The sequence below is a fragment of the Runella sp. genome (assembly GCF_027484545.1).
Taxonomy (GTDB): Bacteria; Bacteroidota; Bacteroidia; order Cytophagales; family Spirosomataceae; genus Runella.
The window spans coordinates 64,655-87,253 of record NZ_JAIXST010000129.1 but is presented as its reverse complement, the minus strand read 5'-3'; the positions used below and the strand labels follow the sequence as shown (position 1 = coordinate 87,253).

22 protein-coding genes are annotated in these 22,599 nt (G+C 42.8%); 13 read left to right on the top strand and 9 right to left on the bottom strand.

The features are described 5' to 3' along the window. Nucleotides 1–47 precede the first annotated feature (47 nt). The 4 genes from Q0081_RS11550 to recQ form a co-directional block, all read right to left on the bottom strand. A complete protein-coding gene (locus tag Q0081_RS11550; protein WP_298353052.1) occupies nucleotides 48–635 on the bottom strand; it encodes a NifU family protein in 588 nt (195 codons plus the stop codon). A gap of 98 nt (nucleotides 636–733) precedes the next feature. Next, the gene (locus Q0081_RS11545) at nucleotides 734–2,002 is read right to left on the bottom strand and encodes a regulatory iron-sulfur-containing complex subunit RicT (protein ID WP_298353049.1); all 1,269 of its coding nucleotides are present in this window, start codon (nucleotides 2,000–2,002) and stop codon (nucleotides 734–736) included. An 83-nt stretch (nucleotides 2,003–2,085) separates the two neighbouring features. Next, entirely contained in the window at nucleotides 2,086–3,375 is a 1,290-nt protein-coding gene (gene purD / locus Q0081_RS11540; RefSeq protein ID WP_298353046.1) for a phosphoribosylamine--glycine ligase, read from the bottom strand. A gap of 102 nt (nucleotides 3,376–3,477) precedes the next feature. Next, a complete protein-coding gene (gene recQ / locus Q0081_RS11535) occupies nucleotides 3,478–5,718 on the bottom strand; it encodes a DNA helicase RecQ (protein WP_298353043.1) in 2,241 nt (746 codons plus the stop codon). Between the two features lie 76 nt (nucleotides 5,719–5,794). Between recQ and Q0081_RS11530 the strand changes: the two genes are divergently transcribed. Continuing rightward, nucleotides 5,795–6,016 (top strand): hypothetical protein, encoded by a 222-nt coding sequence (locus Q0081_RS11530; protein WP_298353040.1) that lies wholly within the window; start codon nucleotides 5,795–5,797, stop codon nucleotides 6,014–6,016. A gap of 25 nt (nucleotides 6,017–6,041) precedes the next feature. Here Q0081_RS11530 and Q0081_RS11525 read toward each other — a convergent pair whose 3' ends face one another. Continuing rightward, nucleotides 6,042–6,515: a DUF4293 domain-containing protein gene (locus Q0081_RS11525; protein ID WP_298353038.1), complete on the bottom strand. Its 474-nt coding sequence runs from the start codon at nucleotides 6,513–6,515 to the stop codon at nucleotides 6,042–6,044. 226 nt (nucleotides 6,516–6,741) lie between these two features. Between Q0081_RS11525 and Q0081_RS11520 the strand changes: the two genes are divergently transcribed. Both Q0081_RS11520 and Q0081_RS11515 read left to right on the top strand, forming a co-directional pair. Beyond that, nucleotides 6,742–8,283 carry a YifB family Mg chelatase-like AAA ATPase gene (locus Q0081_RS11520; RefSeq protein WP_298353035.1) on the top strand — a complete coding sequence of 514 codons (1,542 nt, stop codon included), beginning with the start codon at nucleotides 6,742–6,744 and terminating at the stop codon, nucleotides 8,281–8,283. A gap of 38 nt (nucleotides 8,284–8,321) precedes the next feature. Further along, nucleotides 8,322–10,019 carry a DUF262 domain-containing protein gene (locus Q0081_RS11515; protein ID WP_298353032.1) on the top strand — a complete coding sequence of 566 codons (1,698 nt, stop codon included), beginning with the start codon at nucleotides 8,322–8,324 and terminating at the stop codon, nucleotides 10,017–10,019. 1 nt (nucleotide 10,020) lies between these two features. On the opposite strand, the gene Q0081_RS11510 is transcribed toward Q0081_RS11515, so the two are convergent. Continuing rightward, entirely contained in the window at nucleotides 10,021–11,391 is a 1,371-nt protein-coding gene (locus tag Q0081_RS11510) for an NAD(P)/FAD-dependent oxidoreductase (RefSeq protein WP_298353029.1), read from the bottom strand. Between the two features lie 85 nt (nucleotides 11,392–11,476). Then, a complete protein-coding gene (folK, locus tag Q0081_RS11505) occupies nucleotides 11,477–11,986 on the bottom strand; it encodes a 2-amino-4-hydroxy-6-hydroxymethyldihydropteridine diphosphokinase (protein ID WP_298353026.1) in 510 nt (169 codons plus the stop codon). A gap of 122 nt (nucleotides 11,987–12,108) precedes the next feature. Here folK and Q0081_RS11500 point away from each other — a divergent pair, with 122 nt between their 5' ends. The 10 genes from Q0081_RS11500 (at nucleotide 12,109) to kdpA (ending at nucleotide 21,929) form a co-directional block, all read left to right on the top strand. Further along, complete coding sequence (locus tag Q0081_RS11500) at nucleotides 12,109–13,014, top strand: alpha/beta hydrolase (protein ID WP_298353022.1); 906 nt, start codon at nucleotides 12,109–12,111, stop codon at nucleotides 13,012–13,014. Between the two features lie 134 nt (nucleotides 13,015–13,148). Continuing rightward, nucleotides 13,149–13,670 (top strand): RNA polymerase sigma factor, encoded by a 522-nt coding sequence (locus tag Q0081_RS11495; protein ID WP_298353019.1) that lies wholly within the window; start codon nucleotides 13,149–13,151, stop codon nucleotides 13,668–13,670. Nucleotides 13,671–13,729: 59 nt separating this feature from the next. Next, nucleotides 13,730–14,215, top strand: coding sequence for a hypothetical protein (locus Q0081_RS11490; RefSeq protein WP_298353016.1), 486 nt, complete (start codon nucleotides 13,730–13,732; stop codon nucleotides 14,213–14,215). Between the two features lie 49 nt (nucleotides 14,216–14,264). Then, nucleotides 14,265–14,771, top strand: coding sequence for a hypothetical protein (locus Q0081_RS11485; protein WP_298353014.1), 507 nt, complete (start codon nucleotides 14,265–14,267; stop codon nucleotides 14,769–14,771). Nucleotides 14,772–14,944: 173 nt separating this feature from the next. Continuing rightward, nucleotides 14,945–15,880, top strand: coding sequence for a homoserine kinase (locus tag Q0081_RS11480; RefSeq protein ID WP_298353012.1), 936 nt, complete (start codon nucleotides 14,945–14,947; stop codon nucleotides 15,878–15,880). Nucleotides 15,881–15,893: 13 nt separating this feature from the next. Continuing rightward, nucleotides 15,894–17,381: a M28 family peptidase gene (locus Q0081_RS11475; protein ID WP_298353009.1), complete on the top strand. Its 1,488-nt coding sequence runs from the start codon at nucleotides 15,894–15,896 to the stop codon at nucleotides 17,379–17,381. 65 nt (nucleotides 17,382–17,446) lie between these two features. Next, a complete protein-coding gene (galU, locus tag Q0081_RS11470) occupies nucleotides 17,447–18,322 on the top strand; it encodes a UTP--glucose-1-phosphate uridylyltransferase GalU (protein WP_298353007.1) in 876 nt (291 codons plus the stop codon). A 75-nt stretch (nucleotides 18,323–18,397) separates the two neighbouring features. Continuing rightward, nucleotides 18,398–19,729, top strand: a complete 1,332-nt coding sequence (locus Q0081_RS11465) for a sigma-54 dependent transcriptional regulator (protein WP_298353005.1) — start codon at nucleotides 18,398–18,400, stop codon at nucleotides 19,727–19,729. A gap of 337 nt (nucleotides 19,730–20,066) precedes the next feature. Next, on the top strand, nucleotides 20,067–20,183 hold the full coding sequence (gene kdpF / locus Q0081_RS31860) for a K(+)-transporting ATPase subunit F (RefSeq protein WP_409034058.1): 117 nt from the start codon (nucleotides 20,067–20,069) through the stop codon (nucleotides 20,181–20,183). A 51-nt stretch (nucleotides 20,184–20,234) separates the two neighbouring features. After that, complete coding sequence (gene kdpA / locus Q0081_RS11460) at nucleotides 20,235–21,929, top strand: potassium-transporting ATPase subunit KdpA (protein WP_298353002.1); 1,695 nt, start codon at nucleotides 20,235–20,237, stop codon at nucleotides 21,927–21,929. On the opposite strand, the gene Q0081_RS11455 is transcribed toward kdpA, so the two are convergent. Both Q0081_RS11455 and Q0081_RS11450 read right to left on the bottom strand, forming a co-directional pair. After that, nucleotides 21,926–22,273: a DUF6516 family protein gene (locus tag Q0081_RS11455; protein WP_298352999.1), complete on the bottom strand. Its 348-nt coding sequence runs from the start codon at nucleotides 22,271–22,273 to the stop codon at nucleotides 21,926–21,928. The genes kdpA and Q0081_RS11455 overlap by 4 nt on opposite strands. Further along, nucleotides 22,273–22,569, bottom strand: a complete 297-nt coding sequence (locus Q0081_RS11450) for a hypothetical protein (protein ID WP_298352996.1) — start codon at nucleotides 22,567–22,569, stop codon at nucleotides 22,273–22,275. The genes Q0081_RS11455 and Q0081_RS11450 overlap by 1 nt, the downstream gene beginning before the upstream one ends. Nucleotides 22,570–22,599 lie beyond the last annotated feature (30 nt).

The following is a 22,599-nucleotide window of genomic DNA, read 5'->3' as shown; positions in this document are numbered from 1 at the left end:
TTCTACAAAGAAACTCAAAAATAGGATAAATATTGCACAAAGAAGAGCTATACTCCTTCTGCTACCACTTCTTTCACGTCAGGCACCATTTGCGTCAGCAAATTTTGGATACCTGCTTTGAGCGTTAGCGTCGAAGATGGGCAGCCGCTGCATGAGCCTTGCAACAGAACTTTTACGGTTCCTGAAATTTCTTCAAACGAATGAAAAGAAATAGCTCCTCCGTCCGACTCTACAGCGGGACGCACGTAGTCGTCCAAAACCGTTTTAATTTTGCGAACGGTCGGGCTGTCTGTATCCAGAATAGTGGTATTGCTTTCTACTGTTTTTTGTTCAAAAACCAGGTGATTCTCTTCGAAGTAAATCTTCAAAAACTGCTTTGTATCTAAAATAACATCTCCCCAATCGGTTGTATCATCTTTGGTAAGTGTTATAAAATTGGAGGCCAAAAACACACGTTGCACGAATGGAAACTGAAATAAATCGCCCGCCAAAGGAGAAGATTTCCCTTCTGCCACGGTTGAATTTAAATCCGGGTAATCGAATGAAAGTCCTTGAGGAACCAATTCAAAATTCAGCACAAACTTCATAGAGTTTGGATTCGGACTGGCTTCAGTATAGACAAATACGGGTTGCATGGTTGAGTTGCTTCGAACGGTTAGTGATTGATAGAAAAACAAAAAGGACAACCTTTGGAGGATTATCCCTTTTGCAACAAAAATTTACTTGAAATGGTTTACTTCTTCTCCCCTCCCCCTTTCGGCGGTTGGTTGGCCGGTTTATTGGGGGCGGTTGCTTTAGGAGAAGTAGTAGGGTTGGCAGCAGGATTTCCCCCGCCACCGCTTTTTTTCTTTTTGTTCTTGCGGTTGTTACTATTGTTGCCGTTGTTTTGTTGGTCGCGACTGCTGAATTTTTTGTCCATTTTGGTCAAATCGCTGTTGATACCCGCAAAAGGCAATGCCAATACGGCTTCCTGAATTTCCAATACATCCAACGAAACCGGCTTTTCGCCTTTCGCATTCATTTTCAGTATTTCATTGACTTGGTCAAGCGTAATCGGATGCCAGGTAGTGCTATCGTTTTCGTACCCAAACCACATAATTTTCTTAAAAATGTCGGTTTTCTGCAAATGAGCCTTTCCTTTTTGGGTTTGGAGAGGCGCATCAACGTGCGGAATATCTTTGAGTGCGTCTATGTACGTTTCCAGTTCATAGTTGAGGCAACATTTCAAACGTCCGCACTGTCCGGAAAGCTTGGTCGGATTGAGTGATAAATTTTGGTAACGCGCCGCCGATGTTGTGATATTTTTGAAATCAGTAAGCCAAGTAGAGCAGCATAACTCCCGCCCACAGGCACCAAGACCTCCCAAGCGTCCTGCTTCCTGACGAAGACTTATTTGACGCATTTCGATACGGGCTTTAAATTCTCCCGCCAATACTTTGATCAACTCTCGGAAATCAACGCGCTCATCGGCAGAATAATAAAAAGTGGCTTTGGTATTATCCGACTGAAACTCAACATCGGAGAGTTTCATATTGATTTTCAATTCTTTAACCATTTCTCGGGCGCGATACATGGTCGTCAAATCGCGGGCAATGCTTTGTTCATGTTTTTCGAGATCACGCTGATTAGCGACTCGATAGATGCTTTTCAGATTCTCGTCATTGGCGACTTTCTTTTTTACCATTTGCAAACGGACCAAGTCGCCCTGCAACGATACCGCACCGATATGATATCCAGAAGCCATCTCACAAACGACATAATCGCCCGTGTGAAGTTCCAATTGGTTGATATTCCGGAAGTATTCTTTACGTCCTCCCTTAAATTTTACTTCGACGACATCAAAACGCTTCATGACCGGCACATCCATGTCACTTAGCCAGTCGAAAACGTTCATTTTATTACAACCGCCCGTACTGCAAGCCCCATTATTTTGACAACCAGCTGTTTTTCCATTCAGCCCGCCTGTCCCGCATCCGCCTGTTGAGCATGATTTACAACCCATTTAGTTTACAGTTTGTAGTCTGCAGTTTACAATGAGCGGCATTCTACTTTGCCATTTGCCCCTTGTCATTTTCTTACTGCCTCCTAATCCTTATAACGAATCAAATCCAATCCAATATCTTTTCGATAGTATTTCCCCTCGAATTGCACGGCCGCGGCCGCTTTTTGCGACTTATTTACGGCGCCTTCGAGCGAATTAGCGATTCCGGTCAATGCCAGAACTCGCCCGCCGTTGGTGAGAATTTCACCTTTATCATTGGTTGTTGTTCCTGCATGGAAAACAACGACTTCATCTATTTTTTCTATATCAGCAATTTTCTTGCCCTTTTCGTAGGCATTGGGATATCCACCTGAAACGATGACCGTAGTAACCGCCGTTTGGGAAGAAATCACAAAATCACTTTCCGTCAATTTTTGGTCAGCGGCTGCCAGTAAAAGAGTGACTAAATCCGATTGAATTCGCGGCAAAACGACCTCCGTTTCGGGATCTCCCATGCGGGCGTTGTACTCAATGACGTAAGGTTCTGACTTTACGTTCATCAAACCGATAAAAATAAAACCTACGTAGTGAATACCTTCCGCCTGCAAGCCTGCCAGCGTAGGTTTTACAATTTTTTGTTCTACTTTTCTCAAAAAATTTTCATCCGCAAACACAACCGGCGATACCGCTCCCATACCTCCTGTATTGAGTCCCGTATCTTTTTCTCCAATGCGTTTATAGTCTTTGGCTTCGGGCAAAATTTTGTAATTGATCCCATCCGTCAATACAAAAACCGACAGTTCAATTCCTCTTAGAAATTGTTCTACGACTACTTTATTGCCTGCGGCCCCAAATTTTTCTTCTACCAGTATCTCATTCATTGCTGTTTTGGCGGCATTCAGGGTTTCGGCAATAATCACTCCTTTTCCCGCTGCCAAACCATCGGCTTTCAGTACGATAGGCAATGCATGTGAGGTAAGATGAGCAAGCCCATCTTCCAGTGTGTCAGGTGTAAATGTGCGGGAAGCAGCCGTTGGAATTCCATATTTAAACATGAAATTTTTGGAAAAGTCCTTACTGCCTTCCAGTTGAGCACCCAATCGGTCGGGACCAACGATTTTGACCCGAGAAAGTTCGGGACGTGCTTTCAAAAAATCAACAATTCCATTTACCAGAGGTTCTTCCGGTCCCACAATCACCAGTTTGATTTTCAAATCAACAATTGCTTTGGCAACCGCCTCAAAGTCATTAAAACTAATCGGTAAATTCGTAGCTACCTGAGCTGTCCCTGCGTTTCCGGGGGCAACATACAACTCATCACAATGGGGACTCTGACTTATTTTCCACGCAAAAGCGTGCTCACGACCACCCGAACCAAGGATTAAAATATTCATCTTTATAGTTATCAGTTGGCATTTAAAAGTCATTAGCAGGTATAGAAAAACGTCACTGATGACTGTTAAGCGGAACTCTGCCCGCTGCCAACTATGGACTTATTAATTTGCTACTTCTGACAGGAATTTTATACGCATCAACCGAAGTTCGTCTTCTGTTACATCATCTTCGAGCAATTCGTCCAAAGCGACTTTGATGCTATCAGTTTCTGCCGTCATGAAATAATCGTAGATATCGTGCTGACGGTCACGGTCCATAATCTGATTGATATAATAATCCAGATTCAATTTGGTGCCGGAGTAGCAAATGTGTTCGATTTCTTCGATCAGTTCATCCATTGCGAGCCCCTTTGACTCGGCTATCTCGTCCAAATCTACTTTTCTGTCAATTTGTTGAATTATAAAAATCTTAACTTTTGACTTATTGGCCGCCGATTTTACAACGACATCTTTGGCTGTCTCAATTTCATTTTCTTCAACGTATTTGGTAATCAAATCAATAAACGGCCTACCAAATTTCGACACTTTCCCCATTCCAACCCCATTGATTTGGGCCATTTCCTGAGAAGTGGTAGGATAAGTAGTCGCCATTTCTTCCAACGACGGATCTTGAAAAATCACGTACGGAGGGAGATTTTTATCTTTGGCCAACTTCTTCCTCAAGGCTTTTAATAAGCCCAAAAGCGCTTCATCGTAGGCATTTCCACCACCTGCTGGAGCAAGATCGGTTACGTCTTCATCATCACTCGATTTTTGAGTTTCATTTTCGTCGAATGTATGATCTTTAGAAATTGTAATCGGGAAAGGATCATTTATGAATTTAGCCCCTTTATCACTTAACTTCAAGACTCCGAAATTTTCGGAATCTTTCAACAAAAAGCCCAAAATCACCAATTGGCGAATCATGGAACGCCAAAACTCTACTCCATATTCTTCGCCCTCTTGTTCATCTTTGAATTTTCCCGCGCCATACATTTCCAGTTTATCGTGCTCATAACTGGTTACGTATATGTTATCCGTAGCCGTAATTAAATCCGCAATGTGCTCTCCATCAAACCGTTGATCCGTTTGCTGAATAGCTTTCAAAATCAATACCGCTTCGTTCTGGATTCTGATTTTTTGGGTAGGTTTAACGCAGTTATCGCAAAAGCCGCAATCTTTGTCCATGTACTCCCCAAAATAACTCAGCAACTGACGACGACGGCAGGCTCCCAAGTTGGCATACGCCACCATTTCATTGAGTAAATGACGGGCATTATCGCGCTCGGTAACCGATTTATCTTTGTTGAATTTCTCTAATTTCTGAATGTCTTCAATGTTGTAAAACATTACACAGTTACCTTCCAATCCATCACGACCCGCACGACCTGTTTCCTGATAGTAACCTTCCAACGATTTGGGAGCATCGTAGTGAATCACAAAACGCACGTCGGGTTTATCAATTCCCATTCCAAAAGCGATGGTTGCTACAATTACATCGGCTTCTTCGTTAAGAAAGGCATCCTGATTGTGCATCCGGGTTTGCCCGTCTAAACCGGCATGATACGGAAGTGCTTTTATATCATTAACACTGAGCAGATTAGCAACTTCTTCTACCGTTTTTCGACTTAAACAATAGATAATACCCGATTTTCCTTTGTTGTTTTTTATGTATTTAATAAGCTGTTTGTTGACATCTGCCAGCTTGGGTCGCACTTCATAGTAGAGATTTTTACGATTGAAAGACGACTTGAAAAGAGCCGATTCTTCCATCCGCAAATTTTTAGCAATATCCTGCTGAACTTTGGGAGTAGCCGTTGCAGTAAGAGCAATCAGAGGCAAATCAGGGTTGATGTTGTCAATGATTCCCCGAATTCGACGGTATTCAGGACGAAAATCATGTCCCCATTCTGAGATACAGTGTGCTTCGTCAACCGCTACAAAAGAGATATTTGCCCGTTGTAAAAAATCAAGATTTTCTTCCTTTGTCAAGGATTCAGGAGCGATATAGAGCAATTTTAATGAACCGTCTAATGCATCCTTTTTTACTTTATTGATTTCCGCTTTGTTGAGTGTAGAATTCAAAAACTGGGCATTAATGCCAAATGCATTAAGTTGATCCACCTGATTTTTCATCAAGGCAATCAACGGAGAAATTACAATCGCCACTCCCTCGTTTGTGATGGCGGGCAACTGATAACAAAGAGATTTGCCGGCTCCGGTTGGCATGATGACAAAGGTATTGTTCCCTCCCATGATGCTATTTATGATAGCTTCCTGCTCTCCCCTGAACTGACTGTAGCCAAATATCTCTTTGAGCCGTTCCTTAAGCGTATGCTGTACGCCTGTTTCTTCCTGAATCATCCTCATTCTATGTATTGACGCTTTTATCCCCTGGTTCACAGGGCTTTGTATAGCTTTATTAGTGAGTTAAAAAGTTATGAAATCAATAGCTATTGCCTCTGTTTTATCAATTTCTGAGCAGGCAAAGTCAGTAACTAAGTTTGAAATTAGTAAAAATAATCAAATCCGGCACAACAAATTTTTGTCAATAAAAAACTGGCTTTTTTTTAATCAGGCACCTATCATACCCTACAAACAACTGACAGCCAATTTCTTGCAATGGTTTTCTATTACAGAAAAAAGAGCATTTTTTGTTTGAAAATTGTCAAATTGTTTCTTTTTATTTACCTCATACGTTCCTGCGAACGAACAAATTTCTCGTCGCGACGGATGAAACGATTGGCTAAAACGTTGGCTAACATCGCTATTACAAGCGCATAAAAGCCAAAACCGAAGTTCCCGTTCACCGTCGGCTCAAAAAAATCTTTTGCTTTGCCGAAGATAAAATACATGATCAATCCCATGATGATAGTCATAAGGATAGAGTTGGCAGCGCAAATTCCGGACTGTAACAGACGATTTTTGTATTGGGAAATTGCAAAAATTGTCACTCCTGACACAATACCTCCCAAAAGTGCCAAATACCAAACGGGGCTAATGGTAGAACTAACTCCCTGTTGATGAATCAATCTAAGCGCGGAAAGGTGAGCTGATTGAGCAGCATCTGCTGAGGTTTTATCCCAAATAGGCAGGGCAATCATCCCCACCATACCCACGGCAACTAATGCCAAAAAAAAGGTTTGAATGCGTTGAAGCATAACTGTAAAAATCGTTATCTGTGTTTGGTAAACTATTTCCCTTAAAAAAATGGATGGCAAAGGTAAGCATTTGAATACGATTTTGGAATACGAATAAAGTGGCGGTTCGCCGCTGCGAAAGATTTTGGCGGACAAAAGTGCTCAGAAGACAATTTCTTTAGTGTAGTATTTTTAGGGATAAACTGTACTTTTACGCAAAAAATTAGCTTAGACAAATTTAGAGATTATGCTTTCAAAGACCTTTGGCAGTGCAGTATACGGTGTAAATGCCACTATCATAACCATTGAAGTAACAGTGGGCCAGGGAATGCGTTTTTTTATGGTAGGTCTTCCCGACAGTGCCGTTAAAGAAAGTGAACAACGCGTGGAAGCATCACTTAAATACTTCGAATACCGAATGCCGCGCCAAAAAGTAGTCGTCAACCTTGCCCCAGCCGACATTCGCAAAGAAGGCTCTGCCTATGATTTACCCATTGCGCTTTGTGTATTGCAGGCATCTGAACAATTGTCCCCCAAAAAGAATTTAGAAGATTACATTATCATGGGCGAACTGTCACTTGACGGAAAACTTCGCCCCATTAAAGGCGTATTGCCCATTGCTATCGAAGCTCGTCGGTTGGGATTCAAAGGGTTTATACTTCCTTCCGCCAATGCCCACGAAGCAGCGATTGTCAATAGTTTAGATGTCATCCCTGTCGAGACTCTAAAGGATGCCGTAGAGTTTTTGGAAGGAAATAAAGAAATTACTCCTTTGACAGTAGATACCCGCGATATTTTCCTGAATACACTGAATGATTATGATGCTGATTTTGAACACGTTCAAGGACAGGAAAACATCAAACGTGCCCTTGAAATTGCCGCCTCTGGGGGCCATAATGTGATTATGATTGGACCTCCCGGTTCGGGAAAAACAATGTTGGCAAAGCGGTTACCGTCTATTTTACCACCATTAACCCTGCACGAATCGCTCGAAACAACTAAAATACACTCCGTAGCGGGAAAATTGGGCACTAAATCTTCTCTTATTTCGCGCCGCCCGTTTCGTTCTCCACACCACACCATCAGCGATGCTGCACTGGTAGGAGGTGGTACGTTTCCTCAACCCGGCGAGATATCATTAGCGCATAATGGGGTACTGTTTTTAGACGAATTGCCTGAATTTAAACGCAGTGTATTAGAAGTAATGCGACAACCTTTGGAAGAACGTTGCGTCACGATTTCGCGAACGAAATGGGCCATTGAGTTTCCTGCCAATTTTATGCTCGTTGCCAGCATGAATCCTTGCCCCTGTGGCTATTACAACCATCCTGAAAAAGAATGCGTTTGCCCTCCTGGCACTGTTCAACGTTATTTAAACAAAATCAGCGGTCCGCTCCTCGATCGCATTGATTTGCACGTAGAAGTTACTCCTGTATCGTTTGATCAAATAGCTTCTACCCGCAAAGCGGAAAAAAGCACCGACATCCGTGAGCGTGTCATCAAAGCACGCGCCATTCAAACGGAACGATTTAAGGAAAAAACGGGAATTTACTGCAATGCCATGATGCCCTCGGCCATAGTAAAAGAGATTTGTGAAATCAATTCCGCAGGCAGAGCCCTCCTCAAAACAGCGATGGAACGGTTGGGACTATCGGCCCGTGCCTACGACCGCATTTTGAAAGTTGCCCGAACCATCGCCGATTTAGGAGCCAGCCCTGACATTAAAATCGAACACCTGGCCGAAGCTATTCAGTATCGGAGTTTGGACAGAGAAAGTTGGGCAGGATAGATTTCTTCGTTAGATTTAAGGTTTAAATTTGCATTACTATGTCAAAGATATTTTTTGAACAATCACGGCCTACCTTTTCAGAGATAATAGGTAATGGAAAAACATTTGCAGTACCTAACTATCAACGAAATTACAGCTGGTACTATGATGAATGGGAAGATTTATGGCTGGATATTGAAGAACTCAGTCATGATGAAAATCATTATATGGGCTATGTTGTTCTCAAACGTACTAATAATCCTAAACATTATGAAATAATAGATGGACAACAACGAATTACTACACTAAGTATAATTTGCCTGGCTTGTATAAGTTTGCTACAAGATTGGATCAATAGCGACATTGATGCTGACGACAATAAACAAAGATTAGAATTAATACGTACAGGTTATATTGGTTTTTTAGAAGGTCGTACTTTGGTAACTAAAGCCAAACTAAGGCTAAACCGTATAAATGAATATTTTTTCAGAAGTTATTTGGTACAGTTACGGAAACCAAGTAATATCAGTAATGAAAAACCATCTGTCCAAAAATTATATAAAGCGTTTACTTACTTCAAAAAAAAATTGGAAGAAAAATTTGAATCTAATATGTCAGGTTCAGATTTATTTGACTTTGTAGATGGCAGTTTAGGAAGTAATTTATTTTTTACTCTTATAGAAGTCGGTGACGATACAAACGCTTACAAAATTTTTGAAACGTTGAATGCCAGAGGTGTAAAGCTCTCTGCGTCTGATTTATTGAAAAACTACTTATTTTCACTAATCTTATCAGATTCACCTGCGTTAGTAGAAGATTTAGATATGAAATGGGATGCTATAAATGACATACTTGGCAATACTGAAGTAACTACTTATTTACGCCACTATTGGAATGCGCGGCAAAATAAAATTGAAAGAAAATCTACCTTATTCAAGGCTTTAAAAAGAAAAATAACAAAACAAAAGGAAGCATTAGATTTATTAAACAGCTTAGAAGAAAATGTAAGCATCTATACAGCTCTAAGTGATGAAAACAATGCCTTATGGGTTGATGAAGAGAGAAAATATATTAAAGAATTAAATCTATTCGATGTTACTCAATGCTATTCATTATTACTTGTTGCAAAAGAAAAACTAGCTGATGATGAATTTATAAAATTGCTCAGAGATATAGCTGTTATAAGTTTTAGATATAACATAATTGGTGGGCAAAACCCTAATGAGTTAGAAAGAGTTTATAATGATGCCGCAAATAAAGTCTTTAAAGGTGAGTTAACCACATCAAAAGCTATTTTTAAATTATTGGAAAGCGTATATTTAGTAGACACGAACTTTAAAAATGATTTTGCTACTAAAGCTATTAATACTAACAAAGCTAACCAATTAGTCAAATATATTCTTTCAAAGCTTGAAAAGCAATATGGGGGTAATGAAGTAGATTTAAATGATAAATCTGTAACTATTGAACATATTTTACCCGAGAAACCGACAGATGAATGGGTAGAAGCCTTCAATAACACTGACACTTCTCAATATATCTATCGATTAGGAAATCTAACTTTATTAAAAACAAGCAGTAACAATAATGTAGGAAGAAAACTCTTTCCCGAGAAATATACAGAGTACAAAAAAAGTGAATTCAAATTAACAAACACGCATATTGAATACAACAAATGGGATGCGAGTACTGTAAGTAGCAGGCAACGAGATATGGCTACAAAAGCCTTAACAATTTGGAAAATACATTATCAGTAATCTACGAAACATCCTTCAACAATTCCTCCACTGCGCGGCGGCCGGATTCCATGGCACCGTGAACTGTGCCGCTGTGACCGCCGTAATGGGTGGCTTCGCCCGCAAAATACAATTTACGTTGTACGGACTGAGAAAGGGCTTGTCGCGTAAGCAGCCCTCCGCCGTCGACAATTGGGTACGAATAGGCTCCCTTGATAAAGGGCTCCTTGCCCCAATCCATGATACGGGCGTTTGTCAAAGCGCCCGTAGCCACCCCTTTCCCGTAAATAGTATCTAAATCCTTGACTATGTTTTGAATTGCGGTGGCGGAAGGCAAAGCGCTCAAGGCTTCGGCTTTTTCACCCATTACTAAACCCGTTAAGACAAACGACTGTGTGCTGCGGCCGTACGAACTCACATTGTATTTTGGTACTAAGCCAGAGGTATAAACAGAGCCGGTAGTAACATCCCAAAAGCGACGATTGAATACCAACACCACCTTCATTCCGGCCCCCATTCCTATGTTTTTAATGGCTGTAATCTTTGCTTCTGGCAAAGGTGGGGTAAATTGTAGCTCATTGGCCTGCAATATGGTTAGCGGAACAGTAATGATGACTTTGTCCACAAAGCGCCTTTGTACCTGCGCATCTTCCAAACTAATACGGTCACTGCTGAAATCAATTCTTTTTATCTGCTTGTTAAGCACTACTTTAGGAATGACTTTTTTGCATTTTTCTTCTAAAACTGACAACAATGAACGATTGGCCAAACCATAATTTCCATCAACGGCTCCTCCAATCAGCGCCTCTTCCGTAATTCCTTTGACACTTAACCGACCGGCCGAGGTGCCATATTCATTGGCCACCAATGCCTCTGTAATGTGACGTACACGGGCTGCCAACTTGGACGTATCCATGAGTTGAAGCAATGTACTGTCAGTGCCGGTATAATTAAAAGCCTGTTGCGCTAACTGCAAAGCAAGTTGGAAATCAAGGTCTGTATTCCACTGACTTTCGGTGCGAAGTTGAGTGGCGATTTGATAAAAATCAGTGGCCGTGTCAGGCACAAAAGCAGCGCCCGACTCTTTGACCCAATCGTACCAGACAGAACGATTTCCGCGAATTTCCTCGGCTCCCAGCTCTATGTCGAAATCAGCAAAGCCCTTTAACGAACGAATCCGCCCGCCAATTTGCTCGGATGCTTCAAAAATGGTGTAATTAGCACCTTTTTCTTCCAACAAGTACCCCGCATAGAGTCCGGCAGCCCCTGCGCCAATGATAGCGATCTGACCTTCATACTTACGTTCGGCATACGGATCTTTTTCATTGCAGCTGCCAAAAGCAAGCGCTCCTGTGGTGATAACGGTATTCTTTATAAAATCGCGACGTTGCATTCTTCCTGCTATTTGTGAGTTAGTGAATTGTGGGTTGTGATTTAGTCAATTACGAAATAAAATCACCACTTCCATTACAATATAGTTACTTTTTACCTTCCCAATGTTGTTCAAAAACGTTTACAATCCCTTCATCTGTACATGTTTCCAGTAATTCTCGATTTGTTTTTTTTAAACCGGGATGGATAAAATCAGGAGCAATCTCAGCCAAGGGTACCAACGTAAAACGGCGTTCGTGCAACCTTGGATGGGGTAAATGTAAGTCAGAATCGGCTAAAATAAGGTCTGCGTAATACAGTATATCAATGTCAATGACCCGAGCGCCCCAACGCAAACGGCGTTCGCGCCCGAGTTGTTTTTCAATGTTCAAGGTTTGATCCAGCACTTTTTTCGGCGAAAGTTCGGTTTCGATTTGTATCACCTGATTTAAAAAAGCAGGTTGGTCAATAACGCCCCAAGGAGCCGTTTCGTACAATTGCGATTGTGCAGCAATAGGCGCAATTCGTTCCGAAATCAATTGGACGGCTTGTTTCAGTGTGGACTCCCGCTCGCCCAGATTGGCACCTAACAATAGAAAAACAGGGTATTGATTCATACGACAAAGGTAGGCAAACAATCAGTGCAGTGTCATTTGGCAAACAGAATTCGTCAAAATAATGGGCAGAAAAAGTCAATACTTCTCTTTTAAATTGAAATTATAAACGAAGAAATTTAATCATGACGAGCATCCAAAAAATAAAAGTAACCGGCCTTTTTCTTTTTCTCTCCTTCTCCTGTTTAGCCCAAGAAGAAATTACACTTTATCCGGGCAGTGTTCCTAATGCCAAAGATGTTCCCAACGAAGAGGTAAAGACACCATCTCAAGTAGTTTCCAAAGTATCACAGCCTACTCTTTCCGTGTTTTTACCTCCTAAAGAAAAGGCAACAGGGGCAGCCGTAATCATTTGTCCGGGAGGTGGTTATGGCGTACTCGTTATCAAAAGAGAAGGTTACGATGTAGCCGACGCGTTTACCAAACAAGGCATTGCTGCTTTTGTATTGAAATACCGATTGCCAAGCGAAAAAACCATGATTGACCCATCCATAGGCCCCTTGCAGGACGCTCAACAGGCCATAAAAACCATTCGGCAACGCGCCAAAGAATGGAATGTTGACCCTCAAAAAATCGGCATTATGGGTTTCTCCGCAGGCGGGCATTTGGCGGCAACGGCAGGCACTCATTTTACACAGTCTGTACTTCCTGCAACGGACGGTATCAGTGTTCGACCTGATTTCATGATTTTGGTGTATCCCGTCATCAGTTTTATGGAAGGCATTGGTCACAAAGGGTCAGGGGCAAATCTATTGGGTAAAAGCGCCTCCGCAGAACAAATTAAACTCTATTCAAACGACCTTCAGGTAACTGCTTCTACCCCACCCGCATTCATCACTCACGCGGGGGATGATACTGTAGTGCCGGTTTCCAACAGCCTTATTTTTTACGAAGCATTGAAGAAAAACAACATCCCAAGCGAACTGCACATTTACTCAAAAGGAGAACACGGATACTTAAAAGTCCCCGCTTTCGACGAGTGGTTTGGCCGCTGCCTGCACTGGATGGCTACTGCGGGATTTGTGAAGTAGGAGGTACTAAATAGGAAGGTATGAGGTATAAAATAGGAAGTACGAACTTCTTACCTCCTATTTCAAATTTCCTCTTCTCCCTTTCCAACCTTTCCCACCCGTTGGCCGCTCTTTGTGATTGAAAGCATCATTGCATGACCGAACAAGAACTGATTCAACGCTGTCTCAACCACGACCGTGCCGCGCAACGACTCCTGTATGATCGTTACAAATCAGCGATGTACACGCTGGCGTACCGCATTACGGGCGATTTTGACGAAGCCAACACGGCCTTGCAGGATACATTCCTGTCGGTATTTCGGAACTTGGCACAATACCGGGGTGAGTCAACAATCGGCGCTTGGATCAAATCCATTTTGGTAAGAAAGGCGTATCAAAACGCTCAAAAGCAACCGCATTATGTATTAATGGAACAGCTTCCAACGGATACCAACCCCGTTGATTGGGGAAATGATGCCATTGATGCAGACCATTTGGGAAAAGCCATTTTGAGTTTGCCCGAAGGCGCTCGTGCGGTATTCGTGCTGATTGAAACCGAAGGATTTGCGCATCGCGAAGTAGCTGAGATACTGGGAATTTCGGAAGGTACCTCCAAATCCCAATTGAACTACGCAAAAAAGCGGTTACGGGAAATGTTAGTGAGGAGACAGGAGTGAGAAGTCAGTGAAGAATGAAATTTCAAAGAGCAAACAGTAATGTAAAAATGGCAAAGTCATTGAACGATAAACTTCCGCAGTATTCTCCGCCCGAATCGGTCTGGGAAAACATTGAGCAAGGTCTCAATGACGCGCCTTTGCAGGAAGCACTAAGCAAGCTGCCGATTTACGAGCCGCCAGTTCAGACTTGGTTTGATATTGCTGCCCAAGTACCTAATTATCAAATACATTGGTGGAGGTATCCAGTAGCAGCTTCTGTAGCAGTATTAATAATTGGCTTTGGTGAGTATTTGGCGAGTAAACAAGCCGAAAACCTAACTATAGGACAATCATACGCTCATATTCAAGCTCTTGCCCAACAAGAGGCAACAACTTTCAAATCAAGCAATAAAACCATTAAACAATCACACGCCAATATTCAAGCTCTTGCCCAACAAGAAGCAACAACTTTCAAATCAGACAATAAAACCATTGAACAATCACACGCTCATATTCAAGCTCTCGCCCAACAAGAAGCAACAACTTTCAAATTGAACCACCAATAAGTGTATTTAAAAATAATTATTTTGACAACCTGATAAACAATAATACAAAATGAAAAAGAACCTAACATTGTGCTTTTTAATTATCTGCTCAACTAATTCCTTTGCTCAAACAATTACTTTCAATGAACTCCTTTCTAAAGTGAATTGTAAAAATTTCGCCTGTTTTAAAGACTTTATTGAAACAAAAGGATTTAGTTATAACAAGTCCGATAAAAATAACAACAGAGAATTGTATTTATATTTATCAAATCAAGGGTTCTTAACTTCATCTAATAATGATATAACGACCAAAAACACTTCAATTTTTCTCTTAGGCGATAGTTATACTTTAGTGGGCGCAAGAACTGCTGTTGTATCATACTATCAATCCTTACTTAAACAGATAAAAAATGCTGGCTTTGTTTCAAATAAAATCGAAAATATAACCAATGGGGTTATCGTATATTATTCATCAAAACAACATCCTAAAATTTCAGTGGCAGTCCAGACTGATATTTTAGAAAAAGAAGGAAGTCAATGGACATCTTACGACATTTCTGTCACAAAAAATTTATAATTGGTCTAACCCCCGAACCGCTGACGGACGATAGATAGGCAGTAACAGATAAAGCCGTTCTGTTACTGCCTATCTTTTCACATATCAACCCCATCCTCGCCCATCATTCTGTTATTTGACGTTTTTATGTACTTTTGTCGAATCAATTTTCCGCCTTCTCATCTGATTTGACAATGAATTATATAAAAGCTTTTGCCCCGGCAACCGTTGCCAACGTCGCCTGTGGGTTTGATATTTTTGGATTTGCTTTAGACGAACCCGGTGACATCGTAGAACTGCGCAAACGCGACGAGCCCGGCATCATTATTAAAGATATTATCGGCGACGAAGGTCGTCTCCCCCGCGAACCCGAACGCAATGCCGTTTCGGTGGTGATGCTTAAATTTCTCCAACACATCGGTTCTACCCAAGGCGTAGAAGTAACGCTTCATAAAAACATGCCTTTGGGCAGCGGAATGGGCTCCAGTTCAGCCAGTTCGGTGGTTGGTATTTTTGCCATCAATGAACTTTTGGGACGTCCGCTGACGCAACGGGAATTGCTTCCTTTTGCCATGGAAGGCGAGCGCATTGCCTGCGGTGCTGCCCACGCTGACAATGTTGGCCCGGCACTTTTGGGCGGCTTTGTAGTAATTCGCAGCTATTCACCCTTGGATGTGTTCAAGGTCAAAGTTCCTGACGAACTCTACTGCACGTTGGTTCACCCCGATGTAGAAGTAAATACCAAAGATGCCCGTTACATTTTGCGTAACGAAGTTTCGCTCAAAAATACCATTTCTCAAATGGGCAATGTAGCAGGTCTCATCGCCGGGCTAATGCAGGAAGATTACGATTTGGTTAGCCGCTCCATGGTGGATGTAATCATTGAGCCCGTCCGTTCGATTTTGATTCCCGAATTTGACCACGTAAAACAGGCCGCTCTCGAAAGCGGAGCACTGGGATGCAGCATTTCGGGGGCGGGCCCTTCGATGTTTGCCCTCAGCCGTGGCCGCGCCACTGCCGAGCGCGTCGCCCTATCCATGAGTGAAGCCTTTGGTAGGGTGGGCATTACCACTAAAAGTTACGTATCTCAAATCAATCAACAAGGTCCCAAAGTATTGGAAACCGCCTAAAACTCAATTTGTCATGCTGAAAGCATCCATAAAATCGTTCCTTCTTGTCTCCTTGCTTCTTTCTTTTTCTTCCTATGCGCAATCGCTCAAAAAACTGCCCGAAGCCCAATTTTCCAAGGCAGAAGTAGAAATGAATATGCGTTTTTTGGCGTCTGATGAACTTCAGGGACGGCGAACGGGAGAACAGGAAAATTTGGTAGCCGCACGCTACCTTGCCGAACAGTTTCGGTTTTTGGGCCTTAAACCCGCTCCCGGCCAAACGGACTACTTGCAACCCGTTCCGTTTGTGATTCAAAAAGCTGCCAAAGAAGGCCTGTTAATTGCCAATGGTGATACCTTACACTCAGGCAAAGAATTTGTACTATTGGGCGGTAGCCCTGCCAATTTCAAGGCAGATATTGTTTTTGTAAATTATGGGTTGGCAGACGATTACAAGACAGATGTAAAAGGAAAAATCGTCGTAGCCCAAGTAGGCACACCGGAGTCTAAAACGCCGCAGGAGATTTTTGCTGCTTCCAACGACAAACGTAAAATTGCCACTGAAAAAGGGGCCGCGCTGCTGATTGAATTGTTTACGGCTCAAATTCCCTGGAGTTTTGCCTCCCGTTATTTTGGTAACGAAAAACTAAGTCTGGACAATGGCACAAGCACGGGCGTAACGCACGTGTGGGTAAACGGTCAGCAAAAAAAATACACAGATCTGTTTAAAAGCGGAGCTTCCTCCGCTACCTTTCAAACGACAGGCCGCGACCAACAAAACGTTAATTCATACAATGTAGTCGGTATTATTGAAGGTACCGACCCAGTACTCAAAAATGAATACATCGTGGTAAGTGCGCACTTCGACCACGTCGGAATAGGCAAAAAAGGCGGCAACACCTACACGGCGGCCGACAGTATTTTTAACGGTGCCCGCGACAATGCGTTCGGAACAGTCGCCATGTTGACGGCTGCTAAAACGCTTTCGTTGAAGCCTGCCAAACGTTCGGTTTTATTCATTGGTTATACCGCTGAGGAAGTGGGATTGCTGGGAAGTAGATACTATTCAGAACACCCGTTGGTGCCGCTTAATCAGTGCGTTTTTAACCTCAACAGCGACGGTGCGGGCTACAGCGACAAAACGCTCGTGTCGGTCATAGGCCTCGACCGCACCAACTGCAAAGCGGAAATCGAAGCAGGTTGCAACGCCTTTGGGCTGAGTGTTTTTGGTGACCCCGCGCCCGAGCAGGGCTTATTTGACCGTTCAGACAATGTCAGTTTAGCCGCTAAAGGCATTCCTGCGCCTGATTTTTCGCCTGGATTCAAAAGTTTTGACGGAGAAATTGCGAAATACTACCACCAAGCCACCGACAATCCCGAGTCTATCGACTTTGATTATCTGCTAAAATTCTGCCAATCGTTTGCCTACTCTGCCCGGCTCATTGCCAATAAATCCGTCCGCCCCTACTGGACAGCAGGCGACAAATACGAGCCGGCAGCCAAGGCGTTGTATGGGAAATAAAATACCTTACAAGTAATCCTTATAAACAAAATAGACCCTTTCAGGGTGACAAATTAATATCCTTCATGATTCGTAAAGCCGTTATACCCGCCGCAGGTTTAGGTACCCGCTTCTTACCTGCTACTAAATCTCAACCCAAGGAAATGCTCCCTATCATCGACACACCCACCATTCAGTACGTGGTGCAGGAGGCGGTGGATTCGGGCATTGAAGACATTCTCATCATTACTGGTCGTGGCAAACGCGCCATTGAAGACCACTTTGACCGCAATGTAGAGCTGGAAGCCAAATTAGAAGAAAAGCAGGACGAGCTGCTTTGGAACGAAATGCGCCGCTTATCGGACATGGCCAATATTCATTACGTTCGCCAACGCGAGACCAATGGACTGGGCGATGCTATTTATTATGCCAAACAACACGTTGGTAATGAGCCCTTTGCCGTACTTTTGGGCGATACCATCATGGATTCTGTGATTCCAGTCACTCAGCAATTGATTGATACCTACGAGCAATACCAAAGTACCATCATTGCCGTAGAAACCGTTCCTCGCGAAAAGGTAAACCGCTATGGAATTGTGGGTGGAACGGCGTTGAGCGATACCATTATGCAGTTGGATGCACTCATTGAAAAACCTTCCATTGAGTCCGCCCCTTCGAATTTGGCCATTGCAGGACGCTATATTTTGTCTCCCGAAATCTTTACAGCGATTGAACAAACAGGCAAAGGCAAAGGCGGCGAAATTCAATTGACCGACGCCTTCCAAATCCTGTTGCGTCGTGAAAGTATTTACGCCCACCGCATTGAAGGCGAGCGCCACGACATCGGAAATAAGCTTGATTTCTTGAAAACAACCGTCAAATTTGCGCTCAAACGCAAAGAATTCTCCAAACCGTTTTTGAAATTTTTGAGAGAAACGTTGGCGGAGTATGAAGGTAAATAATATGTTAATTGTTATCCGTTATTTGCGATTCAAACGACTAACAAATAACCGTTAACGGATAACCTCCCCTTCCCCATGCCAAACCTGCTCCTGATTGACGATGAAATCAAACTCCGCGGCCTCCTCAAACGCATCCTGGAGTTAGAAGGCTACCATGTCAGCGAAGCAGGAGATGCCCGTTCGGCCTGGAAGATTTTAGAGAAAGAAGACATTCAGGTAGTTGTCTGTGATGTAAAACTCCCCGATGCCCATGGCGTAGAACTTACTCAGCGCATTAGAAGCCAATTCCCTCTCGTTGAAATCATCCTGCTTACAGCCTACGGCACCATTGCTGACGGTGTAAAAGCGGTAAAGAACGGCGCTTTCGACTACCTTACCAAAGGCGACGACAACGACCGCATCGTACCGCTTGTGGCACGGGCCATGGAAAAAGCCGAACTCCAACAAAAAGTAAAACGGCTGGAAGAACGAGTCCATCAAAAATTTGGATTTGGGAGTATTCTTGGAAATTCGAAACCGATTCAGGAAGTTGTCCTGCTTGCTCAAAAGGTAGCGGCGACGGACACCACCGTATTGCTTTTGGGTGAAACTGGAACGGGTAAAGAGGTCTTTGCACAAGCCATTCATCAGGAAAGCCCACGCCGCGACAAGCCATTTGTAGCACTCAATTGCAGCGCTTTTAGCCGCGAAATTTTAGAAAGTGAGTTGTTTGGTCACCGCGCAGGGGCTTTTACGGGAGCACTGAAAGACAAAAAGGGGCTCATGGAAGAGGCCCACGGCGGCACCTTGTTTTTGGACGAAATTGGTGAAATGAGCCTCGACCTCCAAGCCAAACTTCTTCGCGTTCTTGAAACTAACATCTTTTATAAAGTAGGCGATACCAAACCGACTCAAGTGAGCGTGCGGTTTATTGCCGCCACCAACCGAGACTTACAAAAAGAAGCAGAAAACCAGCATTTTCGATTGGATTTATACTATCGCTTATCGGTTTTTGAAATAAAATTACCTGCTCTTCGCCAACGTCCGGAAGACATTCCATTGTTGGCAGCGCATTTTGTGCAGGTCTATGCTGCCAAAATGAATCGCCCCGCCCCAAAACTATCACCTGCTTTTTTAGAAAAATTGAAGCAAAGTCCGTGGAAAGGCAATATTCGTGAATTGAAAAATGTCATCGAACGAGCCGTTCTTTTATCCAATCACTCAGAGTTGACTGTCCAGGAACTTCCTTTTGAAATGCAATTTGGGACGGCTAATCTTGTACAAGGGTTGGCTACTTTAGCCGAGATTGAAAAACAACACATCCAACGAATGTTGCATCACACCCAAGGCAACAAAACCGAAACCGCCCGTCTCCTGGGTATCGGTTTGACAACACTTTATCGGAAAATTGAGGAATATGGATTGTAGAGACGCAAAATGTTGCGTCTTTCTTTAAGCCATATATAAACAGACGCAAAATTTTCGGTCCCGCAACGGCGGACGGCACGGGCCGCCCCGCGTGCCGATACGGCATCTCTACGACAGGCCCTTCCAAAATGAAAATCGACCCTTCCAAAACGGAAGGGTTTTTTATTGAGAAAATCCAATTGAAATCTATAAACTATTAACAGTAAATGCTTTAACTCTACTCCATTTTCACCGGCACAGCTTTGGCATCCCTTACTACATCTTACTAAAACAGATTTAATTATGGTCATGCTGATTAGTCTTCTCCTCACGGGCATTGGGTGTTTTGCCCTGTTTTATGGTTCCATTCGATTCTTTGAAAAAATCTAAAACTATGTTCGCTGTTCTGTTCATCCTCTCATTGGCTGTGTTTTGCTACTTAGTGTACGTCTTACTCAAGCCCGAAAAATTTTAAAAGCCCCACCCCTGCCCTCCCCACTTAGGGAGGGGGAAAATGATTACAACTATGTTACAGGAAATTCTCGGTATCGTTTTAATTTTTGTCCTTACGGTTTTGTTAGCACTGCCATTGGGACGCTACATCGCCAAGGTCTATTTAGGGCAACCTACTTGGCTGGACTTTATGTCGCCACTCGAAAACTTTATCTACAAAGTGTGCCGTATCAATCCCAAAAAGGAAATGACGTGGCAGGAACACTTAGCAGCCCTTTTGACCATTAATTTTTTATGGTTTTTCTGGATGATATTTGTTTTGATGAACCAAGGCTGGCTTCCGCTCAACCCTGACGGTAACCCGTCCATGAGTCCTGATTTAGCATTTAATACCGCTATTTCATTTTTGGTGAACTGTAATTTACAGCACTATTCGGGGGAAACGGGTGTGACCTATTTTTCGCAGTTGGCGGGATTGATGTTTATGCAATTTGTGACGGCAGCAACAGGTATAGCCGCAGCGGCGATTGTATTTAAGGCAATGAAAGAGCACCAAACCAATCAATTGGGCAATTTTTATAGTTATTTCCTCAAATCCTGCACCCGAATTTTATTACCAATTTCATTAGTAGCAGCCATCATTTTGGTCTTCAATGGTACACCTATGAACTGGGAAAGCAAGGCCAATATCGTTACGGTACAGGGAGATTCGGTACAGGTATCGCGCGGGCCTGCGGCAGCTCTGATTGCCATCAAACAGGCGGGAACCAACGGCGGGGGCTATTTTGGGGTCAATTCAGCGCATCCACTCGAAAACCCTAATTACCTTACCAACATCGTCGAAAACATCCTTATCATCCTGATTCCGATTGCCTTTGTATTTGCGTTGGGCTTCTATCTAAATCGTAAGAAACTCGCTTGGATGATTTTCGGAGTGATGACCATCGGCTTTTTATTACTCTTAAGTGTCTCCGTTTATTTCGAAATGCAGGGGAATCCTGCCATTGACAAAATGGGTATCAGCCAAACACTTGGCAGCATGGAAGGGAAAGAAACACGTTTTGGCGCGGCGGCTTCGGCCTTTTGGGGCATCACCACTACAACCACTTCCAACGGCTCGGTCAACGCCATGCACGACAGCATGACGCCATTATCCGGGGCTATGCAAATGATTGACATGATGATCAATGCCCTTTACGGAGGCGTGGGGGTGGGGTTTTTGAACTTCTACGTTTTTATTATTATTGCCGTATTCATTTCGGGGCTGATGGTGGGACGCACGCCTGAATTTCTGGGCAAAAAGATTGAAGCCAAAGAGATGAAAATTGCCACGATGATTGCGCTGCTGCATACCTTTTTGATTCTGTCTTTTACCGCTTTCTCAAGTTATGTCTTTACCAAAGACCCAAGCGTGGGTTGGCTCAACAATCCGAGTTTTCATGGGTTTTCAGAAATGTTGTATGAATATACTTCCTCATCCGCCAACAACGGCTCGGGTTTTGAAGGTTTAGGCGACAACAATCCTTTTTGGAACATTACCTGTGGTATTGTGCTGATTTTGAGTCGTTATCTGCCTATTATCGGCCCCATCGCCATTGCCGGTATTTTGGCTAATAAAAAGTACATCCCCGAATCAGCAGGTACGCTCAAAACGGATACAGCGACGTTTGGTTTTATGGTTTTTGCCGTGATTTTCATTATTGCCGCACTGTCTTTTTTCCCAGCGTTGGCACTGGGGCCTTTGGCTGAGTTCTTTACTTTACGCTAAGTTAATTGAGTAGAGATGAAAGCCAACACTTTTTCAATGGTCATTGGCTCAGAGGGTAACACATTGGTTTCAGTACCTATATGTTTATGAAAAGGGGAAGTTGAAAGGTTGGGGTAATCATGGGCATTATCCCAGCGAATAATCAGGGAAGTATCAGGTCTTTGCCAATGATATCCATACTCAAAGAGGTTCTTATATTCAAGAGAAACTTCACTGACAAATAAAATGGAATCATCAAAGAATATGATTTTGTATTTCAACTTGGCTTTTAGGGCTTTACGCTCAAATTTTAACAGCGTAAATGTTTTGATGATAGGGTCAAATGACTTAGGGTAAAGAAGCATTAAATCAAATTTTTCAAATGTTCCCGATAAATTTTCACTGCTTCGACTTCCACTTTCCAATCCATACTATCATCTTCCTTATCAAAAAGACCAAATTGCTCTAATTCAAAAAAGCGACGCTTAAAGTCATCAAAGGACATGCCATATTTTTTTTCAAAACCATCAATGATTTCCTGACTTTCTTTAATGTTCAATTCAAGTTCATCCCGCATCTTTTTTATGGCATAGTCTGTAACTGACTCATAGCCTAGCCCTTGAACCATAGTTTCGAGTGTAACAAGTTGCGCATTTGACATAGCTTATTCATTTTTTTTCAAAATTACAAA